The organism is Streptomyces sp. NPDC059852, assembly GCF_042731455.1.
Taxonomy (GTDB): Bacteria; Actinomycetota; Actinomycetes; order Streptomycetales; family Streptomycetaceae; genus Streptomyces.
Genome location: NZ_JBHWJK010000010.1, coordinates 24498 through 42730, shown reverse-complemented (window position 1 = coordinate 42730; position 18233 = coordinate 24498). Strand labels below are relative to the sequence as shown.

The following is an 18233-nucleotide window of genomic DNA, read 5'->3' as shown; positions in this document are numbered from 1 at the left end:
GCCTCACGCAGGCAGCCCCCGTCACTCCCCCAGCCGCCCCCGACTCCCCTGCCCCTCCAGCGGCGGCGTCACCACGGAGCCGTGCCGCAGGCACTCCGGCTTCCGGCACCCCGCCGGCAACGTCCGCACCGTCGCGAACGCCACCACCGCCCCCACCACCAGCACCCCCGCACAGATCGGCATGGCCCGCCGGAACGCGGCGTCGAACGCCGGCGCCGACCGGTACGCCTCCTCGCCCATCCCCGCCAGCAGCGGCAGGGCGGCCACCGCGATCAGCCCCGCCGCCCGCGCCGCCGCGTTGTTGATCCCGCTGGCCAGCCCCGCCCGGGCGGTGTCGACGGACCCGAGGACGGTCGCCGTCAGCGGAGCGACCAGCGTGACCATGCCGGTGCCCAGCACCAGCAGCGCGGGCAGCACGTCGGACACGTACACGGCGTCCGGGCCCACCCGCAGCATCAGCAGCATCCCGGCCGCGCACACCAGCGGCCCCACGGTCAGCGGCACCCGCGGCCCGATCCGGTCCGCGAGGGCACCGGACCGCGCCGAGAACAGCAGCATCAGCCCGGTCGTCGGCAGCAGCGCCGCGCCGGCCGCGAGCGCCGAGTACCCGGCGACCACCTGGAGCTGGAGCGCGGCCAGGAAGAAGAAGCCGCCGAAGGCCGCGTACACGCACAGCGTGACCAGGTTGACGGCCGTGAACTGCCGCGAGCGGAAGATGTCGGGCGGCATCATCGGATCGCTCCGGTGCCGTTCGACCCGGACGAAGGCGAACCCGGCGCCCACGCCGGCCACCGCCGCCACCGCGACGGTCGCCGACCCCTTCGGCGCCTCGATCAGCGCGTACGTCACGAGGGCCAGGGCCAGCGCGCCCAGGGCGGCCCCGAGCACGTCGAAGCGGCCGTGCCGGGTCGCGTCGCCCGACTCGGGGACGTGCCGCACGGCGATCGGCGCGCACACCAGCGCCACCGGCACGTTCAGCAGGAAGACCCAGCGCCAGCCCGGCCCGTCGACCAGCCAGCCGCCCAGGAACGGCCCGACGGCCGCCCCGATCCCCCCGAACCCGGACCACAGGCCGACGGCACGGGCCCGGTCGTCGGGGTGGAAGGACGCCTGGATCAGCGCCAGCGACCCGGGGGTGAGCAGCGCCCCGCCGACGCCCTGCAGGGCGCGGGCGGCGATCAGCACCTCGACGCCGGGCGCGAGCCCGCACAGCAGCGAGGCCGCCGCGAACCACACCACGCCCACGACGAAGAGCCGGCGCCGTCCGTACCGGTCGCCGAGGGAGCCGCCGAGCAGGATGAGCCCGGCCAGCGTCAGCATGTACGCGTTGACGGTCCACTGGAGGGCGGCGAGGTCGGCGCCGAGGTCGCGGCCAATGCGCGGCAGGGCGACGTTGACGACGGTGGAGTCCAGCATCGCCATGCTGGAGCCGAGGACGGTGGTGAGCAGGATCCACCGGCCCTGCGAGGAGGCCAGCCGCACATCGGGCATGCCCCCAGGTATACAGCGAGCCCGGCGCCAAGGGCAGGCGCCGGGCTCACGGGTCCCCTCGGGGGGACGGGGACTACTTGATCCTCGTACCGGCGGAGCGCAGGTGCGTGCAGGCCTCGGTCACGCGCGCGGCCATGGACGCCTCGGCGAGCTTGCCCCAGGTCCGCGGGTCGTAGGTCTTCTTGTTGCCGACCTCGCCGTCGACCTTCAGGACGCCGTCGTAGTTGCGGAACATGTGGTCCGCGACCGGACGCGTGAACGCGTACTGGGTGTCGGTGTCGATGTTCATCTTGACGACGCCGTTCTCCAGCGCGGTCGCGATCTCCTGCTCGGTGGAGCCGGAGCCGCCGTGGAAGACGAAGTCGAACGGCGACGCCTTGCCGAACTTGGCGGCGACGCCCTCGCTGAGCTCCTTCAGCAGCTCGGGACGCAGCACGACGTTGCCCGGCTTGTACACGCCGTGGACGTTGCCGAAGGACGCGGCGAGCAGGTAGCGGCCCTTCTCACCGAGGCCGAGGGCCTCGGCGGTGCGGATCGCGTCGTCGACCGTGGTGTAGAGGGAGTCGTTGATCTCGTGGGAGACGCCGTCCTCCTCGCCGCCGGTCGGGGTGATCTCGACCTCGAGGATGATCTTGGCGGCGCGGGCGCGCTCCAGCAGCTCCTGCGCGATGGCGAGGTTGTCGGCGAGGGTCTCCGCCGAGCCGTCCCACATGTGCGACTGGAACAGCGGGTTCTCACCGCGCGCGACGCGCTCCTCGGACACCGCGAGCAGCGGGCGGACGTACCCGTCGAGCTTGTCCTTCGGGCAGTGGTCGGTGTGCAGCGCGACGGTGATGTCGTACTTCTCGGCGACGATGTGCGCGAACTCGGCCAGGGCGACGGCGCCGGTGACCATGTCCTTGTTGTGCTGACCGCCCAGGAACTCGGCACCACCCGTGGAGATCTGGATGATGCCGTCGCTCTCCGCCTCCGCGAAGCCGCGCAGGGCCGCGTGCAGGGTCTGGGAGGAGGTCACGTTGATGGCCGGGTAGGCGAACTTGCCTGCCTTCGCCCGGTCGAGCATCTCGTTGTAGACCTCGGGGGTTGCGATGGGCATCTGTCCGCTCCTTGGAGTGTGCGGGTCGGCGTACTGCGTACGGCGTTCTTCTTGGCCCTGACCTAGACCTTGGGGGGTGTGACGTCGTCGTCGGCGCCCATCTTTCCAGACGAACCCGGATGCTCCGAGCGTCTGTCACCAGCCGAGACGGACCCGGCCGGCGAGCGGGGTCAGTCCAGGCCGAGGTCGTCCTTGGAGTACGCGTACACGTACGGCACTTGGGCTCCCTCGCGGATCTTCTCGGCGGCGCCGGTGGCCCGGTCGACGATGGTCGCGACGCCGACGACCTCGGCGCCCGCCTCGCGGACGGCCTCGACGGCGGTGAGCGGTGAACCGCCGGTGGTGGAGGTGTCCTCGACGACGAGCACGCGGCGGCCGGCGATCTCCGGGCCCTCGACACGGCGCTGGAGGCCGTGCGCCTTGGCGGCCTTGCGGACGACGAACGCGTCGAGCCTGCGGCCGCGCGCGGCGGCGGCGTGCAGCATGGCGGCGGCGACCGGGTCGGCGCCCATGGTCAGCCCGCCCACGGCGTCGAACTCCAGGTCGGCGGTCAGGTCGAGCAGCACCTGCCCGACCAGCGGGGCGGCCTCGCCGTCGAGGGTGACGCGGCGCAGGTCGACGTAGTAGTCGGCCTCGAGGCCCGACGACAGGGTCACCTTGCCGTGCACCACGGCCTTGTCCTTGATCTGCTGCAGCAGCGCCGCGCGAACGTCAGTCATGCCGCCCAGCTTAGAGGCGCCGCCAGGTCCAGACGGTCGTGGCCTCCAGCGGCTCCAGGGGCGTGACCAGGCGGGGGAGGCTGTTCAGGCCGTCGGGCGGCCCGGTCTGCGGTTCGACGCAGACGGCGGCCTCCTGCTCGTCGTAGACGACGACCCACTCCTCGCGGCTGGTCACCTTCAGCTCCAGCCGCTCGGGCCAGGTGAGGGTGACGTCGACGCCGCCAGGCATCCCGAAGCAGTCGTCCCAGGGGCCGGGCACCGGCTCGATCCGGTTGCCGGTGGGGAGGTGGTCGTCGCCGCGCTCCTCCTGCCAGGCCGGGGTGAAGTCGAGCCGCACGTCCTGGCCGCCGTCACCGAGGTTGCGGTTGAACCAGGGGTGCCAGCCGATCTGCGCCGGGAAGGACGCGTCGTACGTCTCCACGGACATGGTCAGGGTGAGGCTGTCCGGGGTGAGCGCGACCACCTGGGTGACCCGGCCCGGGTAGGGCCACGGCTCGACGAGGTCGTAGGTGAGGACGGTCTCGGCGCCGGTGTGCCGGGCGACCTTCCAGGCGCCGTCGCGGGCCGTGCCGTGGATGGCGTGGGGCGGCGCGTTGAGCGGCATCTGCCGTACCTCGGCGCCGTCGCGGAAGCGGCCGTCGCGGATGCGCCCGCACCAGGGCACCATCGGGAAGCAGCCGAACCGCTCCCCCTGCCGCAGCAGCTCCGTCCCGCCGACGCGCAGCCCCCCGACCCGTCCGCCGTTGCCCGGCAGCACGTCCACCTCCGCGTCGCCCGCGGTCAGCGTGATCTGTTCGGTACCCACAGGACGACCCTACCGGGGGCGATCAAGACCGCCCGGCGGGTCAGCGGCGGCGGCGCAGCATCCGGCCGGCCACGATCGCCGAGGCCAGGACGACCGCGGCGGCCGGGGCGGCCCAGCGCAGCGCCGAGTTGGGCGCGAGGGACTGGGGAGGCGGCACCGGCGCGTACCGGCCGCGCGGCGGGGCGTGGTCGACCTCCTCGGCGCTGCGCCCGATCATCGTGCGCCGGGCGTGCGCGGCCTCCGCCACGGGCGCCTCCTCGTCGTCCTCGTCGGCCTCGTCGTCGGGTTCCGTGTCCATGTCGGCCTCCGGATCGAGCGCCGGGGGCGGCACCTCGGTGTCGAACACGGACGCCGGGTCGGGCACCGGCGGGTCCTCCGCGTCCGGGGTCGTCTCGAAGTCGCTGGTCACGCGGGGCTCGAACTCGCCGGGTGCCAGCGCCTCCTCGACCCCTTCCGCGGCGGCCTCCGGTCCGGCGGACTCCGCCGCCACCGCGCCGAGCCGCTCGGCGAACCGGTTCAGCAGCCGGGTGACGGCCGCGTGCACGGCGTCGGCCTCGAACTCGGTGATCCGTCCGTCGGCCAAGGCACCGCCCTCGACGGCGAGCGTCGTTCCGCCGTCGGCGTCCCGCGCGCGCAGGGTGAGCGCGAGCTTCACGGAACCGGTCCCGCGGGCCTCGCTCGCGTCGCCCTCCACGGCGTACGCCCCGTCGTCCCGCGCGGTGACGCGCACGGCACCCCGGTAGGTGATGGTGTGCCCGCCGACGCGCAGCTTCAGGCGCCCCGCGACGGGTTCGGCTCCGGCGTCCTGCTGGAGCCCGGGGACCGCGCGGGCGACCCGCACGGGGTCGGCCAGCACCTCCCTGAGCCGCTCGGCCGCGACCGGAACGAACACCTCATGCTCCATGCCGATCGAGCCTACCCAGCATGGCGTGAACCGCACCCACACAATCCCGGGATTCGGGGGCCGGATGCGGCGGGGGCCGCTCAGTGGCGCGGAGGCGGGCCGCTCAGTAGCGCGGATGCACGAGCGTCGACGGCGGCAGCCCGCCGATCCGGGACGCCTCGGCCGCCCGCACCCCCGCCGCGAGGCCCGCGCGGGTGAGCGCGCCCGTCCCGGCCCGCAGCGGCGGCGGGCCGTCCCGCCCGGCCAGTACGAAACCCCAGTCGTCCGGTGCCCGCGCCGGACCCGCCGCCGGATCGCGCACCGCGAGCGAGTACGGGGTGGTCCGCAGCCCGGCGGCGCGCAGGGTGGCCTCGACGGTCCACAGGACACGGGGGTCAGGGGTGAGGGACCCGGCGTGCACGGCGAGCCGGCCGTGCGGGGCGAGGGCGCGGCGGGCGAGGCCGTAGAACTCCTGCGAGTACAGCTTGGCGCTGTCGGTCACACCGGGGTCGGGCAGATCGGAGACGATCACGTCGTACGAGCCCGGCGGCACCGACCGCAGCAGGTGGAAGGCGTCGGAGTCCCGCACCCGGACACGGGCGTCGCCGTGGACGTACCCGTTGAGCCGGGACAGCGGCGGGTCCTCGCGGGCCAGGCGGACCACCTCGGGGTCGGACTCGACGATGTCGACCCGGCGCACGCCGGGGTGGCGCAGCACCTCGCGGGCCGCCAGTCCGTCGCCGCCGCCGAGGATCAGCACGCGCGCGTGCCCGCCGCTCATCGCGGGGTGCACCAGCGCCTGGTGGTAGCGGCCCTCGTCGCGGCCGCTGACCCGCAGCCGCCCGTCGAGGAACAGGTCGAGGGGCCGGCCGCCGGTGCCGCCGGTGATGACGACCTCCTGGGTGCCTGTCCGGACGGCCACCCGCACGTCCTGCCCGTACACCGCGTGCCGCGCGGCCCGCTCGAAGTCGTCGACGAGGACGGCGGCCGCGCCGAGGACACCGAGCACGGCGAGGTTGACGGCGAGGAGGACCCGGCGGGCCCGGGGGCCGAGGTCGGCGCGGAACACCCCGAGGACGAGCGCCGCGCCCACGACCGCGTTGACCCCGCCGGTGATCAGGGCCGACGTCAACTGCCCCAGCAGCGGCAGCAGAAGGAAGGGAAAGGCCAGTCCGCCGACGAGAGCGCCGACGTAGTCGGCCGCGAACAGGTCGGCCACCGCGCCGCCCGCGTCCTGGCGGCGGATGCGCTGGATCAGCTCCATCAGCAGCGGAACCTCGGCCCCGATGAGCAGGCCGATGACGAGCGAGAAGGCGACGAGGAGGACGCGGGGCGCGTGCGCCCAGGGGCCGCCCCAGTCGCCGGTCCAGGCGAACACGGCGTACAGGGCGAGGGCGCTGCACCCGCCGACCAGCGCGAGGACCGCCTCGATGGCGCCGAACCCGGCGGCGGCCCGGGGCCGCAGCCGTTTGGCGGCGAGCGAGCCGATGCCCATGGCGAAGACCATCACGGACAGGACGACGGACGCCTGGGTGACCGAGTCGCCGATCAAGTAGGACGCGAGCGCGACGAGTTCGAGTTCGTACACGAGTCCGCAGGCGGCGCAGACGAAGACGCCCGCGAGGACCAGGAACCGCCCGGTGTCCGGCCGGACCGGCAGCCGCGCCCGGCCGCCCCAGGGGGGCGTCGTGCCGGGAGGCGCGGGTGCGTGCGGTTCGATCACGTTGCCGACGCTACGTTACGCCTGGGGCACGCTTCGTCACCCACACGTGTGGAATCGGCGGCTCCGGGGGTGCCGGTGGTTTATCCGGCGAGGACGGCGGGCGGGCGCAGTCGGCTCGCCGTGGGCCGGCCGGGGCCCGCCGGGACGCGCACTCCGACACGTGTCCGTGTCGCCACCAACTGGCCGTCCTGCGGGTAGGCGTGCCAGGTCCGCCAGTGCACCTGCCCCTCGTGGCGGCGGGCCAGCATGGCGGTGAAGGCGTACGGGCTGCCGGGGAACACACCGGCCAGGCCGTGCGGGTGGTCGGCCACCAGCGCCAGCAACTCCTGCGCGCGGCCCGCGAACTGGCCGGGCGACAGTACCTCGACCCGGGCGGCGAACTCGTACTCCCAGTCGCCCGCGCGCTTGGCGACACCGAGCGGGAGGGGGGTGCTGCTGCCGGGGATGCAGGCCACCGTCTCCGAACAGCGTCCCCGCTCCTCGTCGACGAGGATCTGGTGGGAGGCGCCGAGCAGTCTCAACTGGAGTCTCGTCCCGTCGAGTTCGAGGTCGAGCGTGGCCAGTGCGGGCAGCGGCTCCCGCCCCAGGGTCCAGGCCAGGTCGGCGGCGCGCGTGTCGCTGTAGGCGGTCTTCAGGGTCGTGAGCATGGATGGGCTCCGCTTGGCACGCAGGAGGAAGGTGAGGTGCCGGCCGTCGTCGCACTGCCGGCACCGGGACGTCGGCCCCGTCAGCCCTGTCGGCGGTCGGATGAGTGTCCGTGGGACGTCCGAGGGGCTGCGTAGGTGAACTTCACTGAATCATGAACTGTGTCGGCGACACAGCGTTTTTACCCAAGTTCGTAGGGTTTCCATCCCTCGGAGGGCTTATCAGCTCAACTGTTCAACTCCGGCGTGCGCCTGTGCGAGAGGGCGCGCGCCGGAGCGCCCGGAAAACGAAGAGCGGGGCCGGTCCAGGCACCGGCTCCGCTCTCGTGGTGGATGCGGCTCCCCCTGCCGGGTGGAGCTCAGCTGCCCCGTGTCAGCTGCCCCCGCCGCCGCATCCGCCCCCTCCGCCGCACGACGACCCGCCTCCGCAGGACGAGCCGCTGGAACAGGAGGAGCTGCTCGAGCACGACGACGAGGAGGAGCTTCCGCAGGACGACCCGGTGTCCCCACCGCCGACCCACCAGCTGTTGTGGTTGCTGCTGCTGTCACTGCTGCCGCCGCTGCTGCGGCTGTACGAGGTACGCCGGTTCGAGCCGCGCCCCCGCCCGCGCGCCCGGCTCGCCGACCGTCGCGCGGCGTTGCGCGCGATGGACACGAAGACCAGGACGAACACCGCCGCGACCAGCACCACGACAAGTCCTGTGACCATGGCGTCGGCCTCCTTCCGTTCGCCCGAGACGGACCCGGACATCCCCCCGTGGGCGCCGCCGCTCGGTGCGTGCGGGGGAGATGCCCGGGGCGTTCGCGCGCCAAAGCAGAGTTGAGCAACTTCAGAGGATTCGCCGCGCGCGGGTCAGGCTCCGAGATGTGCCCCGTCGCCCGAGCCGAGGAGGGGGACCGCGAGCCGGCGCTCGACGGCGTCGGGCAGGTACCACAGTTCCGCACGCCGCTTCCGGTCCGCCGCGCCCTGCCGGTCGGCGCGGCGGATGCCCGGCACGGCGAGGCCGAGGGCGGCCAGGGACACGAGGAGACCGGCGCCGAGGACCGCACCGGCGAGCAGGGCGCCGTCGGCGAGGGCGAACGGAAGCGCGAACCCGAGACAGAGCGTGCCGAGGCCGCCGAGGACGGCGACCATCCACCACAGCGGCGTGAGCGGGTGCTCGTCACGCAGATGGCCGACGAGCTGCCGGTCGGTGGGGCGCCGCCGCGGGTGCTCCCCGGCGGCGGCGAACAGCTCGGCCCGCCCGCGCAGCGCCCACACGGCGTGCGCGCCCACCCAGACGACGGGCAGCACGAACAGCGTCACCAGCACCAGGACGGCCTGGACCGCCCGGGGCACCGCCACCCAGCCTGCGGCGCCCGCGACCACGGACGCCGCGGTGGCCGCCACGAGCACGCCACCGCCCGCGCTCGTGGCCACCAGCCACCGCCGGGCCGCACGCACCCGGGCGCTCAGCGGGAACTCGACCGCGTCCAATGCCCTCTCCCCTCCACGACCGCAGGCACTCTACGCAGCGCGCCCGGGACGACGGGCGGCGAGTGCGGGTTGAGGAAAGCCCGAGCCCGGGCGGAGGATGACGGGCATGACCTCCTCCTCGCGCCCCCTGCTGAACCGCCGGCTCGCCGAGTTCGGGACGACGATCTTCGCGGAGATGTCGGCGCTGGCCCTGAGCACCGGGTCCATCAACCTCGGGCAGGGCTTCCCCGACACCGACGGACCCGAGGAGGTCCGGGAGGCGGCCGTACGGGCGCTGCGCGACGGGCGGGGCAACCAGTACCCGCCGGGCCCCGGCGTCCCTGAGCTGCGCGCGGCCGTCGTCGCGCACCAGCAGCGGCGCTACGGCCTGACGTACGACCCCGACACCGAGGTCCTGGTCACCGCGGGCGCCACGGAGGCCATCGCGGCGGCCCTGCTCGCGCTGGTGGAGCCCGGCGACGAGGTGGTCGCCCTCGAGCCCTACTACGACTCGTACGCGGCCTGCATCGCCATGGCGGGCGGGACCCGGGTGCCGGTCATCCTGCGCCCGCACGACGGCGCCTTCCGGCTGGACCTGGACGAGCTGCGGGCGGCCGTCACCGACCGCACCCGGCTGCTGCTGCTCAACACCCCGCACAACCCGACCGGCACGGTCCTCACCCGCGCGGAGCTGGCGGCGGTCGCCGAGCTGGCCGTCGAGCGGGACCTGCTCGTCGTGACCGACGAGGTGTACGAGCACCTGGTCTTCGACGACGCCGAGCACATCCCGCTCGCCTCGTTCCCGGGCATGCGGGAGCGCACGGTGACGATCAGCTCGGCGGGCAAGACATATTCGTTCACGGGCTGGAAGGTCGGCTGGGTGACGGCCTCCCCCGCCCTGGTCACGGCCGTCCGCTCGGCCAAGCAGTACCTGACGTACGTGTCGGCGGGCCCGTTCCAGTACGCGGTGGCCGAGGCGCTGTCGCTCCCGGACTCCTACTTCGAGCACTTCCGCGCCGACATGCTCGCCAAGCGGAACATCCTGGCCACCGGTCTGGAGGAGGCGGGCCTCACGGTCTACCGGCCCGCCGGCACCTACTTCATCACCGCCGACATCCGCCCGCTCGGCGAGACCGACGGCATCGCGTTCTGCCGCACCCTGCCGGAGCGGGCCGGGGTGGTCGCCATCCCCACCGCGGTCTTCTACGACCACCGCGAGGAGGGCGCCCCCTTCGTCCGCTTCGCCTTCTGCAAGCAGACAGCGGTCCTCCAGGAGGCGGCGTCCCGCCTGAAGACCCTGTCGGCGTGAGGGCGGGCGGGCCTACGGCCGTCCGTCCGCCTCCGGCTCGGGACGCGGCAGCTCGTCGAGGTCGAGCGTGAAGGTGCGGCCGTCGGCCAGGGGGATCGGAAGCTTGCCCGTGCCGTACTTGTGCGTGTGGGCCGCGATGTATCCGGAGCCGTTCGGCTGGGTGTGCAGCACGACCTCCTGGGCGTAGGGATCCACCACCAGGTAGATCGGAATGCCGTAGCGCCCGTACTTCGCCGTGCAGTCGTCGTAGTCCTTGCGCGCGGAGGACGTCGAGACGACCTCGGAGATCAGCAGGACGTCCTCGAAGCTGTAGCGCTTGCCCTCCTTGCGGGCGTCCTCGCGCAGGATCGCCAGGTCGGGGGCGGAGTTCTCGTCGGCGGGAAAGTCGATGTAGACGTCGGAGGTGACCTTCGCATGACGGCCCAGTGCGGCAGCCGAGTCGATCTGCATGGACCGGATGGTGCTCGAGTGCTCCTCGCTCTGCGGGGTCATGATCACCTTTCCGTCAGCCCCGAACAGGACCGTGTAACCCTTGGGGAACTCGGTGTGCACGATCGCGTCGACGCTCATGGACGGCTCCTTCCCGTGTGTGGTCAGGATACGGCGGACGATGTCACCGAGCCGAGCGGCGGCTCAGGCCGCCGCGGACACAATTGCGCCGTGCCCTCGGCAGTCCCGGCAGCGGCCCGGTCCCGGGGCGCGGAAGGCGCGTTCGCAGCCGTCGCAGGTCTGGAGAGGCGGGACGGCCGGACGCTCGGACGGAGGGCGCTGCGGCGGCAGGGCCGGGACAGGCAGCGGTGTCTCGCGGAGCCGGAACGCCAGAACGCCCGCCGGACGCGCCCGGAACCGCTCGGGCAGCCGTGCGGTCAGCACCTCCGTGATCTCCCGTGGCCCGACCCCTGCCGCCAGCCACGCGGCGACGGCGGGCGCCAGCCGGGCCGCCTCCGACGCGGACAGGATGAGACGCGGGTCGATCCGGCGAAGCGACGACAGCACGGCGACGGCCTTCGGATCGGCGTCGGCCAGGGCGGGCACGGTCACGGGCGCGGGCGCTTGCGCGGACGCGGGCTGCGGGACGACGTCCGGCTGCTCGGGAGCCGTGTCCCGTGCCGGGCGCCTCCGGGGGCGGGGCGCCTCCGGTGCCCGACCGGCAGGGACGTCGTAGAAGAACGTCCGGGTACGGACCTGCCCTGTGGCCGTCCGTTCGCGGCGCCGCTCCAGGTATCCGGCCGCCTCCAGCTCCCGCAGCGCCCGCGAGATCAGGATCTCGCCCTCGCTGAAGTGCGCGCACAGGGCTGCGATGCTCACCGGGGAGCCGTCGGGCAGGGACGCGATGTACGCCGCCACCCCGATGGTGACCGCGCTGCCGCGCCGCTGGGCGAGGGCGTTGGAGAGCACCGTGAAGTCGGCCGTGAGGCGGGTGCGGACGTGGATCACACCGGTCGTCGGAGCTCCGGCGTCGGCGCGCAGGCGCGCGTTAGACTGCGAGTCAGCCATCGGGAAGGTACTGCTTCCTGATCGGTCAGGCCCTCGATCGGGATTGCCGTCCCGGCCGGGGGCCGATGTCTTTGTGCGGTTGTCGCGGCGAACGTAACCGCCCCCGTCCGGCCCCTGCAAGCCGGTCACCCGGACGAGTGACGGGGGCTGCGCGGCCGGGGAGGGTGGGCGGGCGGGGAGTTCTTTCCCCCGGTTCTTTCAGGAGGTCAGCGCCCCACCGGACCCTCGCGGGCAAGGACCCGGTGACCCCGAGATCCGCCTCAACTCCGCTTCAGCGCACCTATGAACGCGGCCCAGGAGGCCGCCTCGAAGCACAGCGCCGGTCCGTCGGCGGTCTTGCTGTCACGGACGGGGACGAGGGGGCCGAATCCGTCGGCCACCTCCACGCAGTCTCCCCCCGCCTGGTTGCTGAAGCTGCTCTTGCGCCACTCGGCGGCGGTCAGATCGGGACGGGAGATTCGAGCCACGGTAGTCGCCCTCCATCGCGGACCGGATCATGTCGAGAGACATGAGCGGGGGCAGCGCGGCCGCCCGCAGCCGATCGTAAATCACCTTGTAGCGACTGACGTTGATCGGTTCCTCGATGAGTTGGCCGTAGTCCGAACCCTCCGTGTAGGCCACCTCGGAGCCGTCCGGCAGCGTGAGAAGGGTCAGCGAACCGCCCATCGCCTCGTGCCCGCCTTGGTCGAACGGCAGGACCTGGACGGTGATGTGGCGCTCCGCCGCCGCATCGAGCAGCCGTCGCAGTTGCCTCCGCATCACGGCGTGCCCTCCGATCGGGCGCCTGAGAACCGCCTCGTCCAGAATCACCCAGAGTTCGGGACGGTCGGTCGCGCTCAGCCGGTCCTGCCGACCCAGGCGGGCGGAGACCCGCTCCTCCAACTGTTCCTCGCCCTCCAGGAGGGCATCCAGGCTCAGTACCGCGCGGGCGTACTCCTCGGTCTGCAACAGACCCGGCACCACATGCGCCGCGTACTGCCGGACGGCCACCGCCCGTTCCGACAGCGCCATGAACTTCCGGGACCAGTCCGGGAACGCCTCCCGGTACACGTACGGCCACAGCTCGACGAGCAGGTCGTCCGCTCCGAGGGCCGCGTCCAGCGCGCGGGCCAGTTCCAGCGTGGGCTTCGCGCCGGACGCCCGCTCGATCTGGGTGATGCGGGTGCTCACCACGTGTGTCCGCTCGCCCAGTTCGGCCTGGGTCAGTCCGGCCGCCGTACGGAGGCGGCGCACCCGCGCGCCGAACAGGGCCGCCATCGACGCGCTGGGGTCGATTCCGTTGGCCAAGGCGTCACTTCCATTCCTTACGGGTGGAGAAGTAAGGCTGCGTCCCCTGGTGAGCGTAGGACGTTCGCCCGACCCTTGGACACGGAACGTGACGACTCGTGTACGACAAGGACGGATGACCGCCCGTGCTGACGGAAACCCCCACGCTGACCCAGCAGTTCGCCGCCACCCCGCGAGGTGCCCGGCTCGCCCGGCGCCTCGCCGTCCGGTGGATGGAGGACTGCGGCCGGCCGCCCGCGTCGGACGCGTCGTGCGCGGTCGCCCTCGTCGTCGCCGAGCTGGCGGCGAACGCCGTGCTGCACGGCCGGGTCCCGGGGCGGGCCTGCGCCCTCCGGCTCGCCCTGGACGCGGCGGCGCACCTCGTGCGGGTCGAGGTCGCCGACGCCGCCGCCGGGAAGCGGCCGCCCGCCTCCGTTCCCCCGTCGTGCCCGGAAGGCGAGTCCGGACGGGGACTGGTCCTCGTCGAGGCCCTGGCCGTGCGGTGGGGGTGGGAGCCCCGGCGGCCCGTGGGCAAGACCGTGTGGGCCGAGGTCTCCGTCGAGCCGGTGAGTATCTGCGCAGGTACGTGCTCGGGTACCTGTACTCATGTCTGAGCGGGCCGTTCCGGCGACTGTGGTGATCACATCCACCCGTACCACCGGCTCGAAGGGCCTCCCGATGCAGACCTCTCCCCGCCTCCGCCTGCCGCGGCTCCTCACGCTCGGCACGGACAGCCGGCTCGCCCGGGGCTATCTCGCGCTGTTCGCCCTGAGCATCCCGGTCATGCTGCTCTTCCCGGAGAGCCCCTTCGCCATGGCCCCGGTGCTGCTCACGGCCCCGCTCTCCCTGTTCGCCATGGTCCTGCCCTTCGGGCCCGGCACCGAGGGCGGAGGAGCGGCCGAGGCGCTGGCCACCGGGTTCTGGGTCGGGTGGGTCCTGCTGTCCGCCCTGGTGAACGCCGCCGCGCTCGGCGCCCTCAGCGGGAAGCCGGTCGCCAGGAGGCCGCGGGCCCTCCTCGCGCCCGCCGTGGACAACTGGCTCGCGCGCGGCTACTGCGCCCTGGTCGCGGCGGCGCTGGGGGTCTTCCTGTACGCCGTGCTCCTGTCGCCGGACCCCGGGTTCGCGGCGGTCTGGCCCCTCATCGCCGCCGCGCCGTTCAGCTTCGTCGCCGTGCCGCTGTCGCTTCCCGCGGAATACTCCGGGATCCCCGGGCTGGGCACGCTGGTCTTCACCGTCGCCGTGGGTCTCGCGGGACTCGTCAACGCCGTCCTGATCGGGCGGCTCGCCCACCGGATGCGCGGCGCGCGGCGCTGAGGACGCGGAAGAGCCCGGCACCAGGGCCGGGCTCTCCTCCACCCGCGGCACAGCGCCGCGGGTACGTCCGCTGCGACGACTACTCGTCGTCCTCGGGCTTGTCCGCCTCGTTGATCTCCTGCTCCAGGCCGAGCTGCTCGACGAGCCACTTGTCGAACTCGATGGCGGCCCGCACCCAGCTGACCGTCGACGAGACGAAGTGCTCCAGGCTGACGCCCGTGCCGATCAGCATCTGCGCCTCGCCGATCAGGCGGACGGTGCCGTCGTCGTGCGTGTGGCTGTAGACCTTCGGCCACAGCGTCCGGCGGTTCCAGTCGTCGATCGACTCGAGGAGCGCGGGCTTCTCGTCGATCTGGTGGGGCCGGTCGTAGAACGTCCGCACCGAGAAGACCTGCTGGTCGCCCTCGCCGCGGAACATGAAGTACGTACGGAACTGCTCCCACGGCGCCGCGAGGTCACCCTCGTCGTCGACGACGTACTTCAGCTCCATCTGGTCGAGGAGCTGCTTCACGAGGTCCTGATCCGGGATTACGGGGCCGGGCGGGGGCCCGGGCTGCGGCTGCTGGCCCCCGAAGTTCGGAATCGAGGACGGGTCGATGCTCACCGTGATTTTCCCTTCGTACGGATTCCGCCATCCTCCCCCATGCAGGGAGGGGGGTGGCAAGCCCGGACGGGCCCTGTCAGCCCTGGGCTGACTCGATCCGGTCACCGGGACGGGTACCCGGTTCGTCCCAGGTACCCGGGATCACGGTGCCGGGACGCCTCAGAGCGTCTTCCCGGTGGCCGGTCCCACGATCAGGCCGTCGCCGAAAGCGTCCACCCGGACCGTGTCGCCGTCCTTGACCTCGCCGGACAGGATCTCCTTGGCGAGCCGGTCGCCGATGGCCGTCTGGACGAGGCGGCGCAGCGGGCGGGCGCCGTAGGCCGGGTCGTTGCCCTCGTCGGCGAGCCAGGCAAGGGCCGCGTCGGTCACTTCCAGTGTGAGCCGCCGCTCGGCCAGCCGCTTGGCGAGCCGGTCGATCTGGAGGCGGGCGATCCGGCTCAGCTCGTCCTTGCTCAGCGCCGAGAAGACCACGAGGTCGTCCAGCCGGTTCAGGAACTCGGGCTTGAAGGAGGCGCGAACCACCTCCAGGACCTGCTCCTTCTTCTCCGTCTCGCTGGTGATCGGGTCGACCAGGTACTGGCTGCCCAGGTTGGACGTCAGCACCAGGATCGTGTTGCGGAAGTCGACCGTACGGCCCTGCCCGTCGGTGAGCCGCCCGTCGTCCAGCACCTGGAGCAGGATGTCGAAGACCTCGGGGTGCGCCTTCTCCACCTCGTCCAGCAGCACGACGCTGTACGGCCGCCTGCGCACGGCCTCGGTGAGCTGGCCGCCCTCCTCGTAGCCGACGTAGCCGGGGGGCGCGCCGACCAGCCGGGCGACGCTGTGCTTCTCGCCGTACTCCGACATGTCGATGCGGACCATGGCCCGCTCGTCGTCGAAGAGGAAGTCGGCGAGCGCCTTGGCCAGCTCGGTCTTGCCGACGCCGGTCGGGCCGAGGAAGAGGAACGAGCCGGTGGGCCGGTCGGGGTCGGCGATGCCGGCCCGGGTACGGCGCACCGCGTCGGACACCGCCCGCACGGCCTCCTCCTGGCCGATCAGGCGCTTGCCCAGCTCCTCCTCCATGCGCAGCAGCTTCTGCGTCTCGCCCTCCATGAGCCGGCCCGCGGGGATGCCGGTCCAGGCGGCGACGACGTCCGCGATGTCGTCGGGGCCGACCTCCTCCTTGACCATCGTGTCCGGCGCGACCTCCTCCTCGGCCTCGGAGGCGGCCTCCAGCTCCTTCTCCAGGGCCGGGATCTCGCCGTACAGCAGCTTGGAGGCGGTGTCGAAGTCGCCGTCGCGCTGGGCGCGCTCGGCCTGGCCGCGCACCTCGTCGAGCCGCTCCTTCAGCTCACCGACGCGGTTGAGGGACTGCTTCTCCTTCTCCCAGCGGGCGGTCAGGCCGCGCAGCTCCTCCTCGCGGTCGGCGAGGTCGCGGCGCAGCTTCTCCAGGCGCTCGCGGGAGGCGGGGTCGGTCTCCTTGTCGAGGGCCAGCTCCTCCATGCGCAGCCGGTCCACGGACCGCTGGAGCTCGTCGATCTCGACCGGCGAGGAGTCGATCTCCATGCGCAGCCGGGACGCGGCCTCGTCGACGAGGTCGATGGCCTTGTCGGGCAGGAAGCGGGAGGTGATGTACCGGTCGGACAGGGTCGCGGCGGCGACCAGCGCGCTGTCCGCGATCTGCACCTTGTGGTGGGCCTCGTAGCGGCCCTTGAGTCCGCGCAGGATGGCGATGGAGTCCTCGACGGAGGGCTCGGCGACCAGCACCTGCTGGAAGCGGCGCTCCAGCGCGGGGTCCTTCTCGATCCGCTCGCGGTACTCGTCCAGCGTGGTCGCGCCGACCATGCGCAGCTCGCCGCGGGCCAGCATCGGCTTCAGCATGTTGCCGGCGTCCATGGCGGAGTCGCCGCCGGCGCCCGCACCGACGACCGTGTGCAGCTCGTCGATGAAGGTGATGATCTGCCCGTCGGAGCCCTTGATCTCGGCCAGGACGGTCTTCAGGCGCTCCTCGAACTCGCCGCGGTACTTGGCGCCCGCGACCATCGCGCCGAGGTCGAGCGCCACGAGCCGCTTGTCCTTCAGGGACTCGGGCACGTCGCCCTTGACGATGCGCTGGGCGAGCCCTTCGACGACGGCGGTCTTGCCGACGCCCGGCTCGCCGATGAGGACGGGGTTGTTCTTGGTGCGGCGGGACAGCACCTGCACGACCCGGCGGATCTCCTGGTCCCGTCCGATGACGGGGTCGAGCTTGCCCTCGCGGGCGGCGGCGGTGAAGTCGGTGCCGAACTTCTCCAGCGCCTTGTACTGCCCCTCGGGGTCTGCGGTGGTCACGCGGCGGCCTCCCCTGGCCTTCTGGAAGGCGTCCAGCAGCTTCTTCGCGGTCGCGCCCTGCCGGGTGAGCACGTCGGCCGCGGGGCCGCCCTTGGCGGCGATCCCGATGAGCAGGTGCTCGGTGGACAGGTACTCGTCGCCCAGGTCCTTGGCGCGGGCCTGCGCGTCCGCGATCACGGCGAGCAGGTCGCGGTTGGGCTGCGGGGGCGCCACGGTGGACCCCGTCACGCTGGGCAGGGCGGCGAGCGCCTTCTCGGTGCCGGACCGCACGGCGGCCTGGTCGGCCTCGACGGCCGCCAGCAGGTCGGTGATGTTCTCGTTGTCCTGGCCCTCGAGCAGAGCCAGCAGCAGGTGGGCGGGGGTGAGATCCGGGTGCCCGTCGGTCACGGCCCGGTTGCTGGCCGCGTTGATCGCGTCCCGGCTCCTGTTGGTCAGCTCGGCGTCCACGTGTCCCTTCTCCTCCTGGCGTCAGCGTCTCCCAGTACTGACAAAATCAGCGTACACAAAGTTGAGTCTATTCCACTCAAGGTCGGCTCGGGAGCCGTGTACCCGCTAGGTTCCCGACCATGGCCGCATACCCCCAGGATCCGGGCGCGCCGGACGCGCCGTACCTCTCCTTCTGGCAGGAGAGGCATCTGTGCACGCTGACCACCTCCCGTCCGGACGGCACCCCGCACGTGGTGCCCGTCGGTGTCACTTACGAACCCGAGGCCCGGCTGGCTCGGGTGATCACCAACAAGTCCAGCAGGAAGGTGGCGCACGTGCTCGCCGCCGGCGCCGCCGGCGCACGGGTCGCGGTCTGCCAGGTGGACGGCGCGCGCTGGGCGACGCTGGAGGGCGTGGCGCACGTCAGCAGTGAGCCGGAGCGGGTACGGGAGGCCGAGCGGCGCTACGCCGTCCGGTACGGGCGGACCCCGGCGCCGAACCCGAACCGGGTGGTCATCGAGATCGCGCTCACGCGGGCCATGGGGCGCGGGTGAGGCACGGGTCATGGATGTGGACGCGGACGGGCCGGTTCCGGCCGCGTCCAGGGTCGCCATGCATGCGTCCAGGGTCGCCGTAAAGCGGGAAATATCCCCGGAAACTGCAGCGGCGTCACCGTGTTCAGGTCACGGT

At 72.8% G+C, this 18233-nt stretch carries 19 protein-coding genes; 5 read left to right on the top strand and 14 right to left on the bottom strand.

What is annotated here, in order from left to right; translation table 11 throughout:
* Nucleotides 1-21 precede the first annotated feature (21 nt).
* The 7 genes from ACFV46_RS15295 to ACFV46_RS15265 form a co-directional block, all read right to left on the bottom strand.
* A complete protein-coding gene (locus ACFV46_RS15295; RefSeq protein ID WP_376727669.1) occupies nucleotides 22-1491 on the bottom strand; it encodes an MFS transporter in 1470 nt (489 codons plus the stop codon).
* 73 nt (nucleotides 1492-1564) lie between these two features.
* Nucleotides 1565-2587: a class II fructose-bisphosphate aldolase gene (gene fbaA, locus ACFV46_RS15290; RefSeq protein ID WP_361924180.1), complete on the bottom strand. Its 1023-nt coding sequence runs from the start codon at nucleotides 2585-2587 to the stop codon at nucleotides 1565-1567.
* 170 nt (nucleotides 2588-2757) lie between these two features.
* Complete coding sequence (pyrE, locus tag ACFV46_RS15285) at nucleotides 2758-3306, bottom strand: orotate phosphoribosyltransferase (RefSeq protein WP_361924182.1); 549 nt, start codon at nucleotides 3304-3306, stop codon at nucleotides 2758-2760.
* A 10-nt stretch (nucleotides 3307-3316) separates the two neighbouring features.
* Nucleotides 3317-4111, bottom strand: a complete 795-nt coding sequence (locus ACFV46_RS15280) for an aldose 1-epimerase (protein WP_385498512.1) — start codon at nucleotides 4109-4111, stop codon at nucleotides 3317-3319.
* A gap of 40 nt (nucleotides 4112-4151) precedes the next feature.
* Nucleotides 4152-5015, bottom strand: a complete 864-nt coding sequence (locus ACFV46_RS15275) for a carbon monoxide dehydrogenase (protein WP_385498511.1) — start codon at nucleotides 5013-5015, stop codon at nucleotides 4152-4154.
* 103 nt (nucleotides 5016-5118) lie between these two features.
* Nucleotides 5119-6717 carry a polyamine aminopropyltransferase gene (locus tag ACFV46_RS15270; protein WP_361924188.1) on the bottom strand — a complete coding sequence of 533 codons (1599 nt, stop codon included), beginning with the start codon at nucleotides 6715-6717 and terminating at the stop codon, nucleotides 5119-5121.
* Nucleotides 6718-6797: 80 nt separating this feature from the next.
* Nucleotides 6798-7364: a DUF2617 family protein gene (locus ACFV46_RS15265; protein ID WP_361924190.1), complete on the bottom strand. Its 567-nt coding sequence runs from the start codon at nucleotides 7362-7364 to the stop codon at nucleotides 6798-6800.
* A gap of 326 nt (nucleotides 7365-7690) precedes the next feature.
* Here ACFV46_RS15265 and ACFV46_RS15260 point away from each other — a divergent pair, with 326 nt between their 5' ends.
* Nucleotides 7691-8185 (top strand): hypothetical protein, encoded by a 495-nt coding sequence (locus ACFV46_RS15260; RefSeq protein WP_376727664.1) that lies wholly within the window; start codon nucleotides 7691-7693, stop codon nucleotides 8183-8185.
* Nucleotides 8186-8214: 29 nt separating this feature from the next.
* Here ACFV46_RS15260 and ACFV46_RS15255 read toward each other — a convergent pair whose 3' ends face one another.
* Nucleotides 8215-8838, bottom strand: coding sequence for a hypothetical protein (locus ACFV46_RS15255; protein WP_385498510.1), 624 nt, complete (start codon nucleotides 8836-8838; stop codon nucleotides 8215-8217).
* Nucleotides 8839-8935: 97 nt separating this feature from the next.
* Between ACFV46_RS15255 and ACFV46_RS15250 the strand changes: the two genes are divergently transcribed.
* Nucleotides 8936-10126: a pyridoxal phosphate-dependent aminotransferase gene (locus ACFV46_RS15250; protein ID WP_385498509.1), complete on the top strand. Its 1191-nt coding sequence runs from the start codon at nucleotides 8936-8938 to the stop codon at nucleotides 10124-10126.
* Between the two features lie 12 nt (nucleotides 10127-10138).
* Here the strand turns inward: ACFV46_RS15250 and ACFV46_RS15245 are convergent, their stop codons facing one another.
* From ACFV46_RS15245 to ACFV46_RS15230, 4 genes are all read right to left on the bottom strand, one after another.
* The gene (locus ACFV46_RS15245; protein WP_361924223.1) at nucleotides 10139-10696 is read right to left on the bottom strand and encodes a Uma2 family endonuclease; all 558 of its coding nucleotides are present in this window, start codon (nucleotides 10694-10696) and stop codon (nucleotides 10139-10141) included.
* Between the two features lie 63 nt (nucleotides 10697-10759).
* Nucleotides 10760-11623 carry a hypothetical protein gene (locus ACFV46_RS15240; protein ID WP_385498508.1) on the bottom strand — a complete coding sequence of 288 codons (864 nt, stop codon included), beginning with the start codon at nucleotides 11621-11623 and terminating at the stop codon, nucleotides 10760-10762.
* A gap of 260 nt (nucleotides 11624-11883) precedes the next feature.
* The gene (locus ACFV46_RS15235; protein WP_376727660.1) at nucleotides 11884-12003 is read right to left on the bottom strand and encodes a DUF397 domain-containing protein; all 120 of its coding nucleotides are present in this window, start codon (nucleotides 12001-12003) and stop codon (nucleotides 11884-11886) included.
* Nucleotides 11966-12880, bottom strand: a complete 915-nt coding sequence (locus ACFV46_RS15230; protein ID WP_376727659.1) for a Scr1 family TA system antitoxin-like transcriptional regulator — start codon at nucleotides 12878-12880, stop codon at nucleotides 11966-11968. Before ACFV46_RS15230 ends, ACFV46_RS15235 begins: the two co-directional genes overlap by 38 nt.
* Before the next feature lie 155 nt (nucleotides 12881-13035).
* Here ACFV46_RS15230 and ACFV46_RS15225 point away from each other — a divergent pair, with 155 nt between their 5' ends.
* Together ACFV46_RS15225 and ACFV46_RS15220 are read left to right on the top strand one after the other, a co-directional pair.
* Nucleotides 13036-13503 (top strand): ATP-binding protein, encoded by a 468-nt coding sequence (locus tag ACFV46_RS15225; RefSeq protein WP_385498506.1) that lies wholly within the window; start codon nucleotides 13036-13038, stop codon nucleotides 13501-13503.
* 64 nt (nucleotides 13504-13567) lie between these two features.
* Nucleotides 13568-14203: an SCO4225 family membrane protein gene (locus tag ACFV46_RS15220; RefSeq protein ID WP_361924231.1), complete on the top strand. Its 636-nt coding sequence runs from the start codon at nucleotides 13568-13570 to the stop codon at nucleotides 14201-14203.
* Between the two features lie 79 nt (nucleotides 14204-14282).
* Here the strand turns inward: ACFV46_RS15220 and ACFV46_RS15215 are convergent, their stop codons facing one another.
* Together ACFV46_RS15215 and clpB are read right to left on the bottom strand one after the other, a co-directional pair.
* On the bottom strand, nucleotides 14283-14807 hold the full coding sequence (locus tag ACFV46_RS15215; RefSeq protein WP_055621227.1) for a YbjN domain-containing protein: 525 nt from the start codon (nucleotides 14805-14807) through the stop codon (nucleotides 14283-14285).
* Nucleotides 14808-14966: 159 nt separating this feature from the next.
* Nucleotides 14967-17564, bottom strand: coding sequence for an ATP-dependent chaperone ClpB (gene clpB / locus ACFV46_RS15210; protein WP_361924233.1), 2598 nt, complete (start codon nucleotides 17562-17564; stop codon nucleotides 14967-14969).
* 119 nt (nucleotides 17565-17683) lie between these two features.
* On the opposite strand from clpB, the gene ACFV46_RS15205 reads away from it, so the two are divergent.
* Nucleotides 17684-18097, top strand: a complete 414-nt coding sequence (locus ACFV46_RS15205) for a TIGR03618 family F420-dependent PPOX class oxidoreductase (RefSeq protein ID WP_361924235.1) — start codon at nucleotides 17684-17686, stop codon at nucleotides 18095-18097.
* Nucleotides 18098-18233 lie beyond the last annotated feature (136 nt).